General features: G+C 46.3%; 17 protein-coding genes. 9 read left to right on the top strand and 8 right to left on the bottom strand.

Annotated features, from left to right (window positions below):
• Position 1: 1 nt before the first annotated feature.
• The 3 genes from V1358_RS08565 to V1358_RS08555 all read right to left on the bottom strand — a co-directional run bounded on the left by V1358_RS08565 (position 2) and on the right by V1358_RS08555 (position 3,439).
• The gene (locus tag V1358_RS08565) at positions 2-1,120 is read right to left on the bottom strand and encodes a hypothetical protein (protein WP_347393230.1); all 1,119 of its coding nucleotides are present in this window, start codon (positions 1,118-1,120) and stop codon (positions 2-4) included.
• A gap of 190 nt (positions 1,121-1,310) precedes the next feature.
• Positions 1,311-2,852 (bottom strand): S8 family serine peptidase, encoded by a 1,542-nt coding sequence (locus V1358_RS08560; protein ID WP_347393229.1) that lies wholly within the window; start codon positions 2,850-2,852, stop codon positions 1,311-1,313.
• Positions 2,853-2,869: 17 nt separating this feature from the next.
• Entirely contained in the window at positions 2,870-3,439 is a 570-nt protein-coding gene (locus V1358_RS08555) for a hypothetical protein (protein ID WP_347393228.1), read from the bottom strand.
• A gap of 598 nt (positions 3,440-4,037) precedes the next feature.
• Between V1358_RS08555 and V1358_RS08550 the strand changes: the two genes are divergently transcribed.
• The 5 genes from V1358_RS08550 to V1358_RS08530 all read left to right on the top strand — a co-directional run bounded on the left by V1358_RS08550 (position 4,038) and on the right by V1358_RS08530 (position 10,440).
• Positions 4,038-7,028, top strand: coding sequence for a TonB-dependent receptor (locus tag V1358_RS08550; protein ID WP_347393227.1), 2,991 nt, complete (start codon positions 4,038-4,040; stop codon positions 7,026-7,028).
• Positions 7,029-7,096: 68 nt separating this feature from the next.
• Complete coding sequence (locus V1358_RS08545; RefSeq protein WP_347393226.1) at positions 7,097-8,122, top strand: proline racemase family protein; 1,026 nt, start codon at positions 7,097-7,099, stop codon at positions 8,120-8,122.
• On the top strand, positions 8,119-9,204 hold the full coding sequence (locus V1358_RS08540) for a M24 family metallopeptidase (protein WP_347393225.1): 1,086 nt from the start codon (positions 8,119-8,121) through the stop codon (positions 9,202-9,204). The genes V1358_RS08545 and V1358_RS08540 overlap by 4 nt, the downstream gene beginning before the upstream one ends.
• Positions 9,205-9,206: 2 nt before the next feature.
• Positions 9,207-10,157: a bifunctional Delta(1)-pyrroline-2-carboxylate/Delta(1)-piperideine-2-carboxylate reductase gene (gene lhpI, locus V1358_RS08535; RefSeq protein WP_347393224.1), complete on the top strand. Its 951-nt coding sequence runs from the start codon at positions 9,207-9,209 to the stop codon at positions 10,155-10,157.
• Positions 10,147-10,440, top strand: coding sequence for a hypothetical protein (locus tag V1358_RS08530; RefSeq protein WP_347389561.1), 294 nt, complete (start codon positions 10,147-10,149; stop codon positions 10,438-10,440). The genes lhpI and V1358_RS08530 overlap by 11 nt, the downstream gene beginning before the upstream one ends.
• A gap of 6 nt (positions 10,441-10,446) precedes the next feature.
• Here V1358_RS08530 and V1358_RS08525 read toward each other — a convergent pair whose 3' ends face one another.
• A complete protein-coding gene (locus V1358_RS08525; protein WP_347393223.1) occupies positions 10,447-11,142 on the bottom strand; it encodes a cation efflux transmembrane domain-containing protein in 696 nt (231 codons plus the stop codon).
• Between the two features lie 196 nt (positions 11,143-11,338).
• Here V1358_RS08525 and V1358_RS08520 point away from each other — a divergent pair, with 196 nt between their 5' ends.
• The gene (locus V1358_RS08520; RefSeq protein ID WP_347393222.1) at positions 11,339-12,217 is read left to right on the top strand and encodes a LysR family transcriptional regulator; all 879 of its coding nucleotides are present in this window, start codon (positions 11,339-11,341) and stop codon (positions 12,215-12,217) included.
• 27 nt (positions 12,218-12,244) lie between these two features.
• Here the strand turns inward: V1358_RS08520 and V1358_RS08515 are convergent, their stop codons facing one another.
• Positions 12,245-13,462 carry an iron-containing alcohol dehydrogenase gene (locus tag V1358_RS08515; RefSeq protein WP_347393221.1) on the bottom strand — a complete coding sequence of 406 codons (1,218 nt, stop codon included), beginning with the start codon at positions 13,460-13,462 and terminating at the stop codon, positions 12,245-12,247.
• Between the two features lie 137 nt (positions 13,463-13,599).
• Here V1358_RS08515 and V1358_RS08510 point away from each other — a divergent pair, with 137 nt between their 5' ends.
• The gene (locus tag V1358_RS08510) at positions 13,600-13,983 is read left to right on the top strand and encodes a TonB-dependent receptor (RefSeq protein ID WP_347389554.1); all 384 of its coding nucleotides are present in this window, start codon (positions 13,600-13,602) and stop codon (positions 13,981-13,983) included.
• Positions 13,984-13,990: 7 nt separating this feature from the next.
• Here the strand turns inward: V1358_RS08510 and V1358_RS08505 are convergent, their stop codons facing one another.
• The 3 genes from V1358_RS08505 to V1358_RS08495 all read right to left on the bottom strand — a co-directional run bounded on the left by V1358_RS08505 (position 13,991) and on the right by V1358_RS08495 (position 16,929).
• Positions 13,991-14,488 carry a nuclear transport factor 2 family protein gene (locus tag V1358_RS08505; protein ID WP_347393220.1) on the bottom strand — a complete coding sequence of 166 codons (498 nt, stop codon included), beginning with the start codon at positions 14,486-14,488 and terminating at the stop codon, positions 13,991-13,993.
• Between the two features lie 26 nt (positions 14,489-14,514).
• Positions 14,515-15,015 carry a GNAT family N-acetyltransferase gene (locus V1358_RS08500; RefSeq protein WP_347389552.1) on the bottom strand — a complete coding sequence of 167 codons (501 nt, stop codon included), beginning with the start codon at positions 15,013-15,015 and terminating at the stop codon, positions 14,515-14,517.
• Positions 15,016-15,213: 198 nt separating this feature from the next.
• On the bottom strand, positions 15,214-16,929 hold the full coding sequence (locus V1358_RS08495) for a collagenase (protein WP_347393219.1): 1,716 nt from the start codon (positions 16,927-16,929) through the stop codon (positions 15,214-15,216).
• Between the two features lie 140 nt (positions 16,930-17,069).
• On the opposite strand from V1358_RS08495, the gene V1358_RS08490 reads away from it, so the two are divergent.
• Positions 17,070-17,552 (top strand): glutathione peroxidase, encoded by a 483-nt coding sequence (locus V1358_RS08490; protein ID WP_347389550.1) that lies wholly within the window; start codon positions 17,070-17,072, stop codon positions 17,550-17,552.
• Between the two features lies 1 nt (position 17,553).
• Positions 17,554-17,997 carry a MarR family winged helix-turn-helix transcriptional regulator gene (locus tag V1358_RS08485; protein WP_347393218.1) on the top strand — a complete coding sequence of 148 codons (444 nt, stop codon included), beginning with the start codon at positions 17,554-17,556 and terminating at the stop codon, positions 17,995-17,997.
• The last annotated feature ends 283 nt before the right edge of the window (positions 17,998-18,280 follow it).

The raw sequence follows: 18,280 nt of genomic DNA, 5'->3' as shown, positions 1-18,280 counted from the left end.
ACTACTTTTCCATGAGCGGCGCTAGCTCTTGTACCAGTTGCTCATCACCATTTTCCTTCAATACTGGCCAAATATTGTGAAGTACTTTTTGGGCACCCTCATTATCTCCGTTGCGCTGTAATTCGCGTGCATATGAGCCGGTCATCAGGGCAAGTAACACTAACGTGATTGAGTCATTTCCATACTCGAGCATCTTGCTCACAGCAGCTGCAAGTGAATTGCTAGCGCTTGGATCATTGGCGCGACTGGCGATCAGTCCGCGTACCCAATCTAAAAAAGGTAAACACATTGGCGCTAGTGCATGCATTTCAATGTTTGACATGAGGGATTGAGCATTATCGATATCTCCGTAGCGAGCTTCCATCGATATCAAATCTAAGAGAATCATTTGGTTGTTATCTGATTTATCATAAGCCTCTCGCATCATCTCTAATAAATCGTCGAAGTCTCCATTGATATAGTAGATTGCGGCAGCTCGGCTTTCATACATACCAGGAGAAGAGAAATCAAACTTCTGTTGCCACGGAGCTAGAAAATCAAAAGCACCACTCACATTGCCCTGTTTTGCCATAATACAGGCTTCTTTAATATCTAAGTCGAAAGCCATTTCAGGTGCTTTGAACTTGGGTCTTAGGGTGTGGATAAGCTTCAATGCTTTGTCATGCTCACCAAGTGCAGTGGCTTCATGCAGCCGTGTGTACTGAGATAGAGTGATTAAATTCTTTAAACTGATGACTGGAGCAATCAAGGCAATGATGCCGCCGAGCACAAAGAAGACTGTGCTACTGCTGTAGATGCCCCAAGCACACCCTGCAAGACCAATACAAATGACGAACCAGTTTTGTCTAAGTGCTTGCAAAAATAGTGTACCAGAGCCTACACCTTGGAGGGATTGTATTTCGATATTGGCAATTCTTTGGAGTTCTCGTTCGCTTAAGCCTTCGAGATCATCTCTGTTTCCACAACTTATTGCATCGTAGTGAAGAGTAATATCTGAGAAACCATTTTCTTCTAGTTTTTGTATAGCTTCTGAGTTGGTATTGGCGTCTATGAACCCATTGCGTTCATTTCCTTGTGCATCCGATGCACTGAATAATACTTTTTTTTGCATTTTTTCCATGTCGGTATACTTCCCTAATATCCTATTAAATGAATGAAATTATTCAATTAAACCCTATTCGGATCTTATGTATTGATATCAGGTTCAGACATAAGATACAACGCTCTCAAAGAAAAGAGGAAGCACAAACAAAAAAGCGCTCATAAAGAGCGCTTGGGTAACAATCATCAGGAATCAAAGAGTTACACCATTAACCTCGACCGCCTTTAACATTACCATTAGGTGCTTGGCAGCCATTTTCTTGAATGTAGTCCACCGCGTCCTTCGCTTGCACTAGACCCCAGCCATAAGCATAGTCGTATCCTTGTTCACCTAAATCTTCCGCTGAGGCACGCAGCGCCATACGAATTCCTTGTGCAGAACACTCAGGGAAGTTACTCCACACGAGTGCAGCGACCCCTGTTACATGGGGAGTGGCCATAGAAGTGCCCGACATAAAGTCATGGTCAGGGAAGTTTGCCGTTGAAATAGTGGTTTCCTTACCCAAGTTTTCCATCAGTTTTAAACCTTCGCTGTACGTCACAGCACCAGCAATCATGTCTGTCGGATTAATCATGGGGATTAGACGCCCTGGCATATTATTGCGTACGATCACGCCTACACCGCCATCTGCTGCACATTGGTCAACTTTTTGGAAAAATGGTACTTCGCCACGCTCTACCAGACAGATTTTGCCAGTGACGTCACCACAACTTTCTGCTCCTTTACCACAGTCGACGAGCTCACCCGTTACAGAGCCTAATCCTGAGTTCTCCATTGCGAAGTAAAGTAGATTGAGGTCATCTTGCTCAATACTGAACTTATTGAATCGCGCGCCACGTCCTTGAAAGGTGCTGGAGAATATTTCTACGCCCGGTGCACTGAATTCAATTTGGCTAGAACGCTGAGAGAACGATGCTCGCTGTTTGATACTGTCAACTGCAGCGACGGAAATAACACTGTCATAGGAAGCGGGATAGCTGTGTGTAGGCTGCCCAGAGTTACCAGCAGCTGCAATCATTAGCACGCCATTGCGAGCGCTTCGATCAATAGCTCGTTCTTCGAGCGGGCTTGAGAAAGTACCGCCCAAACTCATTGAAATGATATTCGAACCTGCCTGCTCACATTCATTAATCGCATGAGCCAAGTCAGAGGAGTAAGCCCAAGCGCCGTTACCAGCAAACACACGTACAATGTGCATATCCAGTGAATGGTCTGAGACGAAGCCTACGCCACCAATATTATTGTTTACCATGGCAATAGTGCCCGCCACATGGGTGCCGTGGGCGAATTGATCTTCATACCAAGGGCCTGCACCGTGGTTATCTGAGCCTGTAACCGCAGCTGATGGTAAGTCTGGGTGAGTGATATCGTAGCCACTGTCAATAACACACACCTTTTGACCACCTTGGTAACTTACTTGGTCACCTTGTACCATGGGTAAGCCGTATGGGATGAATTGAGCAGAGCCCTCAGACATCAATTTTCTCGGTACATCGGGGTAAAAGCCCTGAACGCCCTTAAGTCCTGATACTGCACCAAGTTGTGATTTATCCAAAGTGATAGCGAAGCTGCCTAAATCTGCTAGTTCGCGATTAATTTCAATGCCTTGAGCGACTAACTCAGTTTTCACTTTATCGAAATCATTGCCATTGGTTTCGACCACCATGCGCATCGATTGTGCTGCGGCAGGTAAGCTCAGCACTGAGGCAATACTCGCTGCAAGTAAGGTTTTATTTTTTAATAGTTTCATTATATTGCTCCTTGCGCTTATGCGTCGTCATCACTTGATGGACAGTCGTGAACCTGTACGTTGCCGCCCATGGTGCCAGCATTGTGGTAACCCTGATATGGACCAGACTCTAGGAGCATGACATTCAGAATGCCGTTAGCACCAAAGCCACTTTTCACGCCTTCACCGATATCCATCATGCACGCAAAGCCTGAACCTTCTCCCGGTGCTGCTGGGTTGGTCGAGTTGTAGTCGAACTCAACCTGAAACATGCCCTCGGTACAAATGTCTTGTTTACAATGACGGGTTTCATCTTCAATACCGTCTGGTGAAACAGGATCTTCACTGCATAAACCAGCATCAGAAACCTTGGCGTTAAATGCGACGCCTCCCATTTGTTGCCAATCGATAGCTGTTTTATCTTGATAGTTAACGCGGCCACTGATCTGGCCATCGCAACGAGCTGCATGCGCTGTAAATACAGCTTTGCCATCACCACCTTGTGAATTCAATGTGCCACCAGCTGTGACTCGCCCGTCTAATTTAGCGCAGCCACTGAGTGTGGTAATGGCACCTAATACTAGTAACCCTAAATACGTTGATCTCATTTAACTTTCCTTCATAGAGATTGGTTTTTGTTTTATTCCGACTTGCCTCAGTCGTGTTTCTCTCGCATCCATAATTAGACGAGTCATCCACGCTTTACAATCCCGCTAGAGCCTATAAAAAAGAAATAAAAAGAAGGAGATAAAGAAGATACAAAGAAAAAATCCTTGATTAACAAAATGTTAAAATTAAGTAAATTAAAATGTGCTATTTGGTATTAAAGTGTGCCGTTTTGTACAAAATTAATGCGCTTACAACTTTGTTATTGTTTTAGAATATTTGCTCTGTGGGTAAAAAGGTTTAGCTAAATTCCGCTGAGAATTACTCGGCTTTCAGTTTCGAGTTGGCTGATATATGCAGGTGGTCTAAAAGTAAAAACTGCACCAACCAATCACGCTGAACTGCAAATAACCAATTGATTTTTAGTGTTTTATATATCTTTCTCCCCATTGGTTTACCTGTGGTTTTTATGAGCGCTAATAAAAATTTGGACTAACGATATAAGTAAATTATGTATATTTAATATTGTATACAATATGTAAAAGCGTTATGGTGCTCTTGCTTCAAGCAAATAAAAACAACATCAAACAGGAAACAACAATGGCAAAATCAATGCAGCGTACGCGCTCTTGCAAGCAGGCATTTAAGGTAAGCGCAATCGCCTTAGCGCTTTTTGCTACTGCCCCCGCTTTGGCGGTTGATGGCAGTAGTATCGTCAAAGGCAGTATCGAAACGAACAGTGGTCAGGATATTTCTGATGCGGTGATCACTTTGGTTCACACCACAAAAGGCCTTAAATATGAAATCAAAACAGGCGCAGATGGGGAATATATTCTGCGTAATGTCCCAGTGGGTAATTACAACATCACTATTAGTAAACCAGGCTATCAAAGCGTGGTGCAAGACAATGTAGCGGTCACCATTGGTCAATCAATCATTCTTGATGTAACTATGGAGCAAGCCACCGCCGACACAATGGAACGCATTGCGGTCACCGGTGCTGCAATCCGCCGCGTCGACTTAAGCTCATCCACATCCGGTCTTACGTTTTCGGATGAAGAAATTAAAGTCATGCCGGTACAAAGTGGCTTTGAAAGTATGGCGCTTTTAGCGCCAGGTACGGCGGCAACCGGCGGCAGTAGCTTCAACGGCGCCTCGAGTTTTGGTGGTGCATCGTCAGCAGAAAATGGCTACTACTTCAACGGCTTAAACGTAACAAGTATTCGTACAGGTTTAGGCTCGATTCGCCTCCCTTGGGAAGCAATTTCACAAACCCAAGTGAAAACGGGTGGTATCAATCCTGAATTTGGTGGCGCCATGGGCGGTATTGTCAACGCCGTATCGAAATCAGGTGACAACGACTTCACCGCAGGTGCTGAAGTACGCTGGGAGCCCGACAGTCTCGCTGCTCACCACGGCTCAATATATCAAAGCAATGGCACAATCAGCACTAACACCATGCGCAGTAGCTATGATTTTAGTGAGCTGCAAGTATGGGCAAGTGGCGCATTGATTGAAGATACGCTATTTGCTTATGCGCTATTCAACCCTCGTCGCGATTCATCTGAGGGAGCTGGGCAGACCACGTTTAGTGATTTTAGCCGTGACGAAAACCGCTGGTTTACCAAACTAGACTGGTTTATCAATGAAAATCACTCACTCGGCTTTTCCGCTATGAGCAATAAGCGTGAATGGGAAACTGACACCTTTGCCTACAATTGGCGCAGTAATGAAATTGGCGACCAACAAGGTGTGACAGCACCGGGCGAAGATGGCGGCAACATGTATAGCTTGGCGTATAACGGTTACCTCAGTGATTACTTATCTGTATCCGCCGTTGCCGGTCGCGTAACAGAAAACGTTGAGAACGTTGTGGCATCGCCAAATCCAGGTGTATGGGATGAGCGAGATGGGTTTACCACCCTGTCTGAACACACCGCATCAAGCGTATCTGAACAGGAGTTCATTCGCGACCAGCTACGTATCGACTTCAACTGGGATTTAGCCGAGCACGCAGTGCAATTTGGTGTTGATTACACCAAAGTTGACGTGGATTACTTCTCTGGCCAAAACGGTATCGGTGACGCTATGGGGTGGTGGACGATAGCCACTGCTGGCGACAATGACATCTCTGGCGCTGCGGCGGGTCAAGACTACATTGAACGTCGTGTGCGCACCCGTGAAGTTGATTCAGACACCAGTTCATTGGCGTTCTATATCAATGATTCTTGGCAGGTGAGCGATCAGCTCGTTCTTAATTTAGGGGTGCGTTATAGCGAGTTTGAAAACACGGTAACGGATGGTCGCGCCTACGTGGATATCGACAACCAAATCGCGCCACGTTTACAAGCCATTTATGACTTACATGGCGACGGTAGCGCGAAAATATTCGCGACCTTTGGCCGTTACTTCCAGCCGGTTTCAGCAAACATGAACATCACTCAAGGTTCAGCCTCGGTAGAGTGGTTTGAATATTTCGATTTAGACCAAGTGAATGCCAATGGCGAGCCAGTTTTAGAGGCGGATGGCTCACCAAGTCGTGGCGACATGTTGCGTGAGCGTCGTTGGCGTCAGCGCGGTATCACTGAACCAGGGTTAATTGCATCGAGCAACATTAAACCTATGTATTCTGATGAGTTTACCTTGGGTTATCAGCAAGAAGTCTTTGGTGACATGGCCTTTGGTGCGCGGGCTATTTATCGCGAGCTCGGGCGCAGTGTAGAAGACACCGATGTAGGCCCTGTACTAGCGAAAAAGCTGGCTGAACTGGGGATTGAGGATAACGTGGGTCAAGGCTCTTACTATGTGTTGAATAACCCTGGTGAGAGTGTGCAAATGAGCTATGACTTTGATGGCGACGGCCAGATTGATGACGTCACACTCAGTGCACAAGAGCTGGCCTTACCCAAAGCTGAGCGTAAATACTTAGCGTTTGAGTTCACCCTTGATGGCAACATTACAGACAGAATGCGTATTGATGCATCTTACACTTGGTCACACAGCTGGGGTAACACAGAAGGTCTTGTTAAAACCGACAATGATCAGGCTGATCCAGGTTGGACAACATCGTATGACTACGGCGATTTGATGGACCACGGTTACGGTAATTTGCCAAACGACCACCGTCATTCAATCAAGCTATCAGGCACATACGATATTACTGACAACCTCACTTTTGGTTTGGTCGCGCGAAGCATTTCTGGCCGTCCGAAGAGCTATTTCAGTGTTCACCCCGCTGGTGTAGACAGCTGCGAGCAGGGTAATCCGTGGGATGCGTGTATCAGTCGTTACTATGACCATGCATCACATTATGATGAAAACGGTAATCCATCGCCACGTGGCAGTGAGGGCAATTTGCCATGGCGCACGGATATTGACATGTCACTGAGCTACAACGCTGAGTTATTTGGACAAGACGTGTTGGTAAAAGGCACGGTGTACAACCTACTCAATAGCGACACGGCAATAGGCATTAATGAAGAGCGCACACAGTACGGTGCGAACGGCATTGAACTTAACCCTGATTATGGGATGACAACGTGGCGTCAGTCACCGCGTTACGTGTCGCTCATGGCGCGCATTAGCTTTTAACCCCTAACACGTTTTCAACGTGACACTATGTCGAGCACACGGTGCTCGGCCTTTTGCCTGGAGCATGTATGAGCCTAGATTTAAACGCAATCAAGCTTGATAGACAGTATGTTGTAGAGTGCATCGATACCCATACAGCGGGTGAGCCTTTACGCACTATTGTTGCGGGGATACCTGAACCTCAGGGGCAGACGATGCTAGCGAAAAGGCGTTATTGCCAAAGCGAATATGAGCATTATCGCCGAGCATTGATGTTTGAACCGCGCGGTCATGCTGACATGTATGGCGCGCTCATTACTGAGCCGGAGCATCCCAGTAGTAACTTTGGCGTGCTATTTATGCATAACGAAGGCTATTCGACCATGTGTGGGCACGCCATTATTGCCCTAACCCAATTACACAAACATGCCAATACACACAATGGGCATGAGGAAGTCGCGCTGAGCATTGATACGCCAGCAGGCACTATTCACAGCTTTTATCGTGATGACAGCGATATTGTCAAATTTACCAATGTGCCAGCCTACGTGCATTGTTTAGATGAGAGTGTACATTTACCTTTATATGGACAAGTGAGCTGCGATGTGGCCTTTGGCGGCGCATTTTACGGGTTTGTTAATGCTGACGAACTCGATATTTCTTTAAGCCTCGACAACCACAGTGAACTTATTAGCGTAGGGCAGCAAATAAAGGCACAGCTGGCTCCCAAGTTGAACTTGGACCACCCAGATGCAGACATGAATTTTCTATATGGCATTATTTTTTATAGTAATTCCCAGTTGCACAACACAGAGCACTTTTCTCGCCATGTGTGCATCTTCGCTGAAGGTGAGCTTGATAGAAGCCCAACAGGCACAGGCGTGAGTGCGCGTGTGGCAATTTTGCATCAGCGCAACCAACTCAAAAAGGGGCAAAGTGTCTTTATTGAGGGTATCTTAGGGGCAGGTTTTCATGTTGCCATTGATGCGCTATGCGTTGCCTACCAACGCGATGCCATTGTACCTGTCGTTTCAGGGCAAGCGTATATTACTGGCACACATCAGTTTTATCTCGATCCGCAGGATCCTCTCATTCAAGGGTTTATTTTACGATGACTCAGACTTTTTTAGCGCGTTTAGCTCGATTACAAAATCTCGTTGCCTCATTGGGCGATGAATTACTGATTGTTCAAGGGTTTGAGAATATCTCATACCTCACTGGTTTCTCTGGCAATGCCGCGACCTTATTAGTAATGCCAACAAAAGCGGTGATGATCACAGACTATCGCTACTATCAACGCGCCTTGGCTGAGACCAAGGATATCGACGTGGTGCAGCGTGACCGCGACAACGAGACGTTAGGGGCATGTATTGCCCGTTTAGCAGGGTCCAATCTGCGTGTAGGCTTTGAGGCCGCGCATTTTAATGTGGCTCAGTGGCAAGGTATTGCCAGCGAACTAAACGCCGCGCAGTTGAATCCTCGCACGGACTTAGTGGAGTCGTTGCGTCGTATTAAAGATGCCAATGAAATTGACTGTATTCGACAAGCGGCAGGAATCGCAGATAGTGCTCTGGCGCATACGCTCGCACGCATAAAAACAGGTATCACTGAGCGTGAGCTAGCTATTGAACTTGATTATCAGATGCAATTACGAGGCTCAAACGGCACCTCTTTTAACACGATTTTATTGTTTGCAGAGCGCAGTGCATTGCCTCATGGCAACCCAGGTGACAAACAACTGCGCGAAGGAGACTTTATCCTTATCGATTTTGGCGCAGTGGTAAATGGCTATCGCTCAGATATGACCCGAAGCTACGTGTGGGGCCAACCCAGTGCTGAGCAACAAGCCATATTTGACACGGTGCAAAAGGCACAGCAAGCAGCGCTCAACGCAGTTCGCCCGGGTATCAGTGCCCATGACCTTAACGCCATAGCACATGAAGTGCTGCAAGCGAGTCCATTCGCGCAATACGCTGGAGAGGGGCTTGGCCACGGTCTTGGTTTGTTCTTACATGAAATTCCATTTTTGAAGCCCGGTGTGCAATACCAGCTTGAAGCCGGCAATGTGATCACCATCGAACCGGGTATTTACATTCCTGATCTTGGTGGTGTGCGTTTAGAAGAAGATATTGTGGTGACTGAAAATGGCTATGAATGCTTAACCCACGCTCCACAGCAGTTTATTTTAGGAGGCTAGTTTTGAAAATTGTGAGTGCTGAACACGTACAACAGGTTATGGCGTATCCACCTTTGCTCAAAGCGTTGCAAAAAGGCTTTGCGGGCGAGGCTGGTACGCCTAGGCGAAATGTGTATTCGCTAGATACGATGCCCGATAATCACGATGCATTTGCGGTATTACCGGCATGGAATGACGACGTTATCGGTGTAAAAGCGTTCACTTATTTTCCTGAGAATGAGCAACAAGGTCGCGCTTCTTTGTACTCCAAAATCATGCTGTTTTCTCGCCAATATGGTGAGCCGCTGGCACTGGTTGATGGCACCGAGGTGACTTTGTGGCGTACATCGGCAGTCTCTGCACTCGCAGCGGATTATCTTGCAAAAAAAGATGCCCAACACTTAGTGTTATTCGGTTCGGGCAAACTCGCGCCTTTTATGGCTAGAGCTCATTTGGCTGTGCGCGATTACAAAAAAGTGAGCATTGTTGCTCGTAATAGTGAAAAAGCGCAGAGGGTGATTGAGTCACTACGAGAGCAGTTCCCTGAGTGTGAATTTAGTCATGAAGCAGTCAATGAAGCACTGATTGCCAGTGCAGATACCATTTGCTGCGCCACTGGCAGTCATACACCTTTGTTTGAAGGTCACTGGCTCAGCACTGGCACGCATGTAGATTTAATTGGTAACCACCACCGTGATGCCCGAGAGTGCGATAGCCAGACGGTGACAAGGGCAAAGGTGTTTGTTGATAGCCGCGAGAACGTACTGAACGAGGCGGGCGAGTTGCTCATTCCTATGAGTGAAGGCGTGTTTAGTGAATCAGATGTATTAGGTGAGCTAAAGGACTTAGCAAGAGACAACACTTTTGCGCGTGCGAATAATACGGATATTACCTTGTTTAAATCTGTGGGCACGGCTCTGAGTGACTTGATTGCGGCAAAATTGGCCTACGATGAAATTGGTCATGTGGCGTAAACCCAAAGCACGAAGCTGCAAGGTGGTCGAAATTACTGCCGTGCGAGATAACCGAGTTCTTCCCTTGGAACTGGTAGGTCAGCAGCATATGCTGTTGACCTACCGCTATGGTAATGAATTACGCTCGCAAGTCATGCCGGTTGAACCTAACGATCCCGCTCCGCGCTATGTACTTGCCGATGAACACGGTGTGATCACCACCTTGGCACAACGCCGACTGACTTATGTGTTGATTAGTTTGGCATTAATTTTCGTAGTGATCGGTGGGAGCTTATTAATCTAGGCTCAATCAGCTAGCTTTTTGTGCTGTATTACCAAAGGCTCCAGTGTTCTTAGAGTAGATATCATACGCTTCACTCAATGCCCCAAACATCATTTTCAACGGCACGACTGTAAAGTACACAGAGGCCATCACCACCATAATTGGGTCGGCGTACACTGCGTAATGCGATAAACCAGCGTAAGTTAGAATACTTGCAAGCACGAATCCAGCCATTACCGCAGCGCTTATCACTGAGTCCATTAACCATTGTTTTGATTCTGCTTCAATCAGGGCGGATTTAGATTGTTTGCCGCGTTTTGCCAGCCCCCAATAGGTGCCTAAACAACCCGCTAGGTTAATCACGCCAAACACCAATGCCAAACCCGTATCCACTTCACGACCACCTGCCATAATGGCAAACACGGCAGAAGTGAAAGACGCCAAACACATGAGCGTAATGGCAAAGCCTTTTATTGCGATGACAAGTGGCTCAACCAAATCTATGTGCGGATTTGAGCGTTTTGCTTTAGGAGCGTTGATGTACCAAGCTGCACCTAAAGACAGCATTGTGAGCAGTAAACTGACAAACGAATACGCGCCATCAAATAGGATCACCAAAGAGCCCATCCACACACCCAAGCCAATCCCCATTAGGGCAAAGAGCAGGGCTGATAGCGTAGAGAAGGTCAGTAATTTTTTCTCTAATGAATGGTTGCTTGGCATAAACACCTCGGATTAATCGAAAACTCGTCAGTCTAGGTAGGCTTGTTACTGACTGAGCGCTATTTTATGGGTGTTTTTTCTATTTCCAAAATCGCTGAGCGACGATATTATCGTCGCTGTGGGAAGTGTTGTTTCACTAAAGGTTAAATTCAGTGATTACAGTTACTTCGACATCAACACACCTTGGAGTCTGAAAATGAAAATAAGCCAATTAGAGATGTTCCTTGCTATCAGTGAGTCAGGCTCCATCGCCGAGGCGGCGCGTAGAGTCGGTAAAAGCCGCACAACCTTAAGTTCGTCACTGAGTGCGCTGGAAGATGAGCTCGGCGTGGAACTGCTTGAGCGCACGGGCAATCAAGTGATGCTCACTAATATTGGCCAAGTCATTAAAAACGACTGTGAGCGCATGGTGATGATTGCTAACGACATTACGGGGCGCTGTCAGCAGCATCTGCAAGGAGTGGAATCGGTGCTGCGTATTGCTCGAGATGATGCCTTACCTGAATCTTACTGGCGTGAACTTATTCATAAAATGAGTCAGCAATTTCCTAATACGAGTGTGTCTGTGTATATGGCACCGCCGCCAGAGTTGAATGATATGGTGGAGCAAAACATGGTCGACATTGCCTATTGTTTACTGCCTTACACCAATAAACTTCCCAGCACACACCATGTAAAATTGGGTGAAATCCGCATGATGACGGTGGCTAAAAGCGAGCACCCATTAAGTAAGTTATCCAACGTAGTCAGCTCAGATTTGGCTCGCTACACCGAATTCGCACTTGCGACAATCGATGAAGATGGTTTGCGCGCTGTGTCACCGGCGTCGAGTAATTACATAGCATTACCATTTTATGAGCACCTACGTAATGCGGTGCTAGATGGCACGGGGTTTTCAAATGTGCCTTCAGTGCTGATCACCCCTTACTTGCGTGACGGTAGCGTCAAAGTGCTCAATTACGACCAAGCCATGAAACGCCAAGCCTACGGTATGATCCAAAATCGTTATAGCCAACTGGGCGGCCTCACGCAATGGTTGGCAAAAGAGCTTGAGGCGTACTTGGCCCAAGAATAACGAGCGCCCGCTAACATGATTAGCTATTTAGCTTGAGTTAGGGTGACTGGCAAGTAAAGAGTGCAACACGGATTCCATATCTGTTTGGTTCATAAAGCATGGCACTGGGTAATCAGGGTGCGCTTCAGCTAGTGCTTGCGAAGCAATCAGTGGAATGTCCTGTTCACGTAATTGCTTGATATGAAGAGGGATGTTTAAATCTTCGAGTAGCGCTTGGATACGCTGGCGTAACTGTGCCGCGGTACTGTCATTTCCAATCACCTTCTTGGCCAATTGTGTCAGCTTAACGTCAATTCTAGAACCATAAAAATCTAACATAGCACGCAGCACGAGCGCATTGGCAAGCCCGTGACCTATGCCGTATAGCGCCCCAAGTTGATGCGCGATGGCGTGCACATATCCCACCGACGTGCGGGTAAACGCTTGCCCTGCATACATTGCAGCCCAGAGCATCTCGGTGCGTGCTGATAAATTATCTGGCTGATGAAATGCCGTTGGTAAGGCGGCAAAAATCATTTTTATCGCTTGCTCACTTTTTTCACGGGTGTAGCGAGTATCGTTTACCCCGATGTATGACTCGATAGCATGGGTGAGTGCGTCAATCCCCGTAGTTGCAGTGAGTGCGGGGGGGAGCCCGGTAGTCAGTTCAGGCAAAAACAACACGCCTTTGGGCACCAAGCATAAGTCGTTGATGGAGAATTTAAGGTGTTTGTCAGTATCACTCACAACAGCAGCGACTGTGACTTCCGAGCCTGTACCCGCAGTGGTAGGCACCACATAAAGAGGTGGTAACTTGCGCAGTACCCCAAACAAGCCTTGCATCTGTCGCAATGACTTTTGCGGACGAGCCACTCGTGCGCCGATTAGTTTGGCGCAATCCATGGCCGAGCCGCCACCGATGGCAAGCAAGGCATCACACTTATGTTGCACGTAGGCACCTACGCCTTGTTCAATCTGAGCAATGCTCGGATTGGCACTGAGCTCACTGAATATCACCACCTCAACACCTTGCTTGTTGAGCGCATTGAGTAGGGGACTGTGTAAATTTAGGGAAATAATGCCTGGGTCGCTAACTAGCAATATCCGTTTACATTCGCTATCAGCAAGGTCATGCAACCAGTTGTGAATTGCGTGGTCACCGTGGAAAACATGCGGTTCGGGAATGGGCAAAGCCAAGGCAGCAAGGCGCAGCCCGAAATGGTATAGCCGATATAAACTGTGTTTGAGTGCCAAAAGTTCAACCATTAAGTTTTTGATTATTGTTTATAAAAACAGATTTGTGATTTGAAAACCAGCTTTACTCAAAGGTTGTGGTATCAAGTGAAACCATCGCGATATCAAGACTTGGACTACAATTTTGTTTAATCAAAACGGAGGTGCTTATGGACCGCAAATTTATTTTAACGGCCTTTGGCTATGCAATTTTAGGTTTATTGCTTGGGATTTACATGGCTGCATCTAAAAACCCAACACAACATGTGACCCATGCGCATTTTATGTTGATTGGCTTTTTGCTGTCGTTCATTTATGGGCTGTGCCATAAGCTGTGGCTAAATAATTCGACTTCTAAACTGGCTATTGTGCAGTTTTATGTGCATCAACTAGGCGCCGTTACAGTGCTAATCGGGCTATTTTTGTATTATGGGCGCTTCGTATCACTAGAAGCGATTGACCCGTTGCTAGGTATTTCTTCCATTGCAGTGTTCATCGCCTTGGTGTTGATGAAAATAGAGTTTATTCGCTGTACGCGCACAAATAACCAGTAATAAGGTGTTATTTGCAATCTCGCTTGGGCAAAGTACTTTCGATGGGGATGCTAGGATGCTCTACTTGGTAATACAAAGACACAATGCGCCAGCGATCATCGTCTTTGTATAATTGCACGCTATTCACTCCGGTAAAATCGGGGTGGGTTTGTGCCTTGTCGGTGCGGGATTCAACAACACTGTAAACGGTTGCAAATCGGTCATACTGGATAATTTTCCGAGCAATTTCGCACTCATAAAATCCAGTGTCGCGCACTTTAGCAAGCGAACTTAAAAACTCATCTCGTGTCAGTACGCGCAAATTTGCAGCCTGTTGTTGGTATCGCACACCGTAAATTGTTGCTGTGGAGTGAAACACGTCATCGAGCACGGCAATATTTGCGGCTTCGTTGGCCGCATGTGACAGTCCAGACCAAAGGTCGTCCATACTCGCCTCAACGGTTTTCGCATTGAGGTTAAAGCTATGAAATAGAGACAATACAAATATCAGCTGCTTTATCGACATTGTTTACTCCTGTGTAAATGAGTCCCTTACAGTGTGACTGTATATCTTTGTACCAATTGGTTACCTGCGGCAATCTCAGAGTGCAAAATGCCCCCACAGGCCTTAATTGTGTTCCCAGATGCCGTGTTGTCTTTGTAACAGTGAATATGCACTTGGGAGGTGCCATGTGAAGCTAAAAATTCAATGGACTGTTGCATCAACACTCTGCCTAGGCCTTGTCCTCGCTTTGACGGGCGAATACTTAAGCCAATATGGCCACCACAATGTTTGATGTTGTCATTTAAGATATGTCGTATATTGGTGATACCAACAATTTCGTCTTGCTCAACAAGCCAAAGCGTTGAGCTGGGCACATAGCCTTCGGGCAGGTTCTTTCCTTGCGCAAACTCTTCGATACGTGCCAACAGCGCGGTGAAGTCTGAATCCTCAAAATCCAGAGGAAACGGGTAGCGCTCTTCATCGCCTAACTCTCTTATATAGCTTCGATAACTTGATTCTAACGCCAAGGTGGGTGTGATTAAATCCATGTATTTCGCTCGTTAACAGCTTGCTTTAGGGTGTGTTTATCTTTGTTCATTTTTTGTGTTGGCGGTCAAAATTTTTCATCACAAGGCATCGTCGATGTTGTTTGGTCATCCAAATGAGTCGGCCATCCTAGAGCTTATAGCAAAGTGGTGAGCGGAACTAGCAATGATGGGGCAACAATTGCCCCATCATTAACGCGACTAAAAAATATGTTTATGCCCTTGGCCGTAACTCAAGTGCTCAGGCATCAAATAATCGCGGTAAAGATAGCGATAAAGCTTGTTTACTTTGCGTTTTTCCTTCGCTGCTTGTTGTTTTATTGCTTCAGGATAGTGATTTAAAAACGCCTCAAATTGACCTTGGTGTTTTTGCGCCAACATAGCGAGTGTGTCTGAGTATCCTTGATAAAAATCACCCTTTAGATGTTGTTGTAGCAGACGCAGGCCCTGAAGGTCATGTTCAGCGAGATAGCGAATAGCCAGATAAGACCATTGATATATTTGGCGGCTACTACTGTTTTCGTAGTTAGTCGCGAAAATTTCCTCTAGGGTAGGGCGCTCCGCTTTTGGCGTTTCAGTTATCGCTTCATTAGCGCGGTGATTATTATTACCTTTGGCGATAAGCTCAGCGAGTCCTTCGCTCCACCAAACTAGTTGAGCGGGGAAGTGACCAAAACCTCCGTATTTATTGAAACGGCCATCGAGGTAATGCACGTATTCATGGTTGAGGTTCCACACTTTGTTGCGGTCTTGTGTCCAAAAAGCACGAAATGAATAAAAGGTTGCTTGATTGTTTGGATCGCTGGGAGTGCCTTCAATGTACATGCCACCATTATTGGTGTTGATGTCAAAAAGTAGTTGGCCATAGCGATTGTAGTCACTGTAGTTGTCGAATATGACTACCCGCAATGCAGTATTATGGTCATTGGCAACAGGCTGCTTGTGCGTCGCTAATAAGCGATGAAAGTCTTCCTCTTGAGCAGTCAGTTTCTCACAGCTATAGGCGAGTTGGCTGGAATCTAGCGAGGTGGCGCGAATGAACAACGACTCTGAACAGGCATGATTAATGGGTAGCGCATCATCAATATCGTTAACGCTACATTGACCTTGAAAAGTTTCTTCACAGCTGCTCAATCCTCGAAAGCTATTAACTAGGTAAATACCTGAGAACAGAGATTGTTGTTTTGCTAAGTCCGACTCATAACGCGTAATTTGTTGCCAGACTTGTTGATCTAACGCTTGCTGTGCCTGCTCATCAAGTAGTTGATGCATGTACCCAAGCGCCCATAGAGCATGCGCTTGATGCCAGTCGCCGTGGGCGATATGTGCGACTAGTACTTGTTGCAGAAGTTCATCCGAGACGAGCGCATTGGCTAGGCGTTCTTCACTGCGGGCACTAAACGCTAAAAAGCCAATCATGCGATAGCTTTCCCACAAAGCGTAATCGCTCGCCAAAGTGCTCGAAGACGTTTGTTCTGTAAGCTGTTGTGCGATGGTCGAGAGCCATTGTGAGGCGTTTTGATGCAATTTGGGTGTATCTAATAAGCGATACACGGTGACGGCAAATTGCTCCATAAAACGCTGCTTTTGGGGCGTCGAAGCAGTATCTGCTTTTCCAGCTAAGCTAACCAGCGCATCATTTAAACTTTGGAGTTGCTCGTCAGTAAGCGCTTCTAAATCTCCGTAATAGCTATAAGCACGCATAAAGTAAAGTGCGTCATTAATGCTGTTCCAATTGGGTTTTGCATAGTTGGTTTGTGCGCTGATGTAATCGAGTGCTGCACTGAACTGTTGTTCTGAGGGGGTGAAAGCCCAAGCATCAACATACTCGTAGGGTTGCTCGTCATTATTACTGTACTGTAAGGAGCTACACGCGCTCAGGATGAGTGCGCAAGCTAAAATAAGGAGGTATTTCATTTTTTGTTGTCACTAACTGTTTGGTGACGGACAAATTACACTAAAAATATATTGTATACAATATTGAGATCTTTACCTCATCTTGCAACAAAGTGAATTTTGATCAATTATATTGTGCACAATTTATTTTGGAGTCCTTTATGAGCATTTATGATTTTTCAGCACTAAATAACCGCGGTGAAGAAGTTAAGTTGTCGCACTACCAAGGCAAGGTATTGTTAATTGCGAACACGGCGAGCAAGTGTGGTTTTACTCCTCAGTATCAAGGATTAAACGACTTGTATAAAGACTTGCAAGATAAAGGTCTTGTGGTGCTTGGTTTCCCCTGTAATCAGTTTGGCGCGCAAGAGCCAGGTAGTGACAGCGAAATAAGTGAGTTTTGTGAACTCAATTACGGCGTGTCGTTTCCGATTATGAGCAAAATTGATGTCAATGGCGCAGATGCGCACCCATTGTTTAATTTCCTAAAAGAACAAGCGCCTGGCATCTTGGGCAGCAAGAAAATCAAATGGAACTTTACCAAGTTTTTAGTCGACCAAAACGGCAAGGTTCTCAAGCGTTATGCCCCATTGACTAAACCAGAAGATATTCGCAAAGATATCGAGGCATTGCTGAGCGCGTAATATGAGTGATGCATTACATCTGAACAATCAGTTGTGCTTTAAGCTTTATACGGCGTCGCGCCTTGTGGTGCGTGGCTATCAACCTATGCTAAAAGAGCTGAGGATTACGTATCCCCAATATCTGGTGTTAATGGTGCTTTGGCAAGCGCATGAAGAAGCATCGTTGCCACTGTCTCTCAAAGCGCTGGGAGATAAGCTGCATCTCGACTCTGGTACGCTTACGCCTTTACTAAAGCGCATGCAGCAGTTGGAATTAATCAGTCGTGTACGCAGTGAAATAGATGAGCGTCAATTGAAAATCGATTTGACCGCTGGCGGCTTAGAGTTGAAACCAAAAGCTGAGAGTTGGCGAGCGAAATTGCGCGAGCCGCTGCTTTGCCATGAGCAGCAGCTCAGAGAATTAGCATCGCAGTTAGATGATTTTATCGCGCTGCTAGGCGAGTAGCCGCTAATCTAGGTTACTAGACTAGGCATAGTTATAAGGCTGAAGCACAGTGGGCATACTTGCTGTTTTGCGCAAAGAAGATTGATGCAAAGCGCTCATAATAAACTACTCATGGCGCTAGCGATTGCACCTTGGCTCGTTAGACTCGACATTGAACAGCGCCTTTCTCACATGGCCTTGTGACCTCCAGAGTGAATTAGGAAGACTTAGGCGCGAAATTGCCGTGTGATGAGCCCAGTAGAAAATGATATTTGCAACAGGCTTGTAACTCGTTAATGTGAAG

It is taken from the genome of Pseudoalteromonas pernae (assembly GCF_039831865.1).
In the GTDB taxonomy this organism is placed as follows: Bacteria; Pseudomonadota; Gammaproteobacteria; order Enterobacterales; family Alteromonadaceae; genus Pseudoalteromonas; species Pseudoalteromonas pernae.
Note: the sequence above shows the minus strand (reverse complement) of the source record. Positions and strands in the feature narration are given on the sequence as shown.

Coding starts and splice junctions, on each gene's coding strand:
- V1358_RS08540 (WP_347393225.1), top strand. CDS start 8,119: ATGACTCAGACTTTTTTAGCGCGTTTAGCTCGATTACAAAATCTCGTT.
- V1358_RS08490 (WP_347389550.1), top strand. CDS start 17,070: ATGAGCATTTATGATTTTTCAGCACTAAATAACCGCGGTGAAGAAGTT.
- V1358_RS08505 (WP_347393220.1), bottom strand. CDS start 14,488: ATGTCGATAAAGCAGCTGATATTTGTATTGTCTCTATTTCATAGCTTT.
- V1358_RS08550 (WP_347393227.1), top strand. CDS start 4,038: ATGGCAAAATCAATGCAGCGTACGCGCTCTTGCAAGCAGGCATTTAAG.
- V1358_RS08545 (WP_347393226.1), top strand. CDS start 7,097: ATGAGCCTAGATTTAAACGCAATCAAGCTTGATAGACAGTATGTTGTA.
- V1358_RS08485 (WP_347393218.1), top strand. CDS start 17,554: ATGAGTGATGCATTACATCTGAACAATCAGTTGTGCTTTAAGCTTTAT.
- V1358_RS08520 (WP_347393222.1), top strand. CDS start 11,339: ATGAAAATAAGCCAATTAGAGATGTTCCTTGCTATCAGTGAGTCAGGC.
- V1358_RS08560 (WP_347393229.1), bottom strand. CDS start 2,852: ATGAAACTATTAAAAAATAAAACCTTACTTGCAGCGAGTATTGCCTCA.
- V1358_RS08510 (WP_347389554.1), top strand. CDS start 13,600: ATGGACCGCAAATTTATTTTAACGGCCTTTGGCTATGCAATTTTAGGT.
- V1358_RS08555 (WP_347393228.1), bottom strand. CDS start 3,439: ATGAGATCAACGTATTTAGGGTTACTAGTATTAGGTGCCATTACCACA.
- V1358_RS08530 (WP_347389561.1), top strand. CDS start 10,147: ATGTGGCGTAAACCCAAAGCACGAAGCTGCAAGGTGGTCGAAATTACT.
- V1358_RS08565 (WP_347393230.1), bottom strand. CDS start 1,120: ATGGAAAAAATGCAAAAAAAAGTATTATTCAGTGCATCGGATGCACAA.
- V1358_RS08500 (WP_347389552.1), bottom strand. CDS start 15,015: ATGGATTTAATCACACCCACCTTGGCGTTAGAATCAAGTTATCGAAGC.
- V1358_RS08525 (WP_347393223.1), bottom strand. CDS start 11,142: ATGCCAAGCAACCATTCATTAGAGAAAAAATTACTGACCTTCTCTACG.
- V1358_RS08495 (WP_347393219.1), bottom strand. CDS start 16,929: ATGAAATACCTCCTTATTTTAGCTTGCGCACTCATCCTGAGCGCGTGT.
- V1358_RS08515 (WP_347393221.1), bottom strand. CDS start 13,462: ATGGTTGAACTTTTGGCACTCAAACACAGTTTATATCGGCTATACCAT.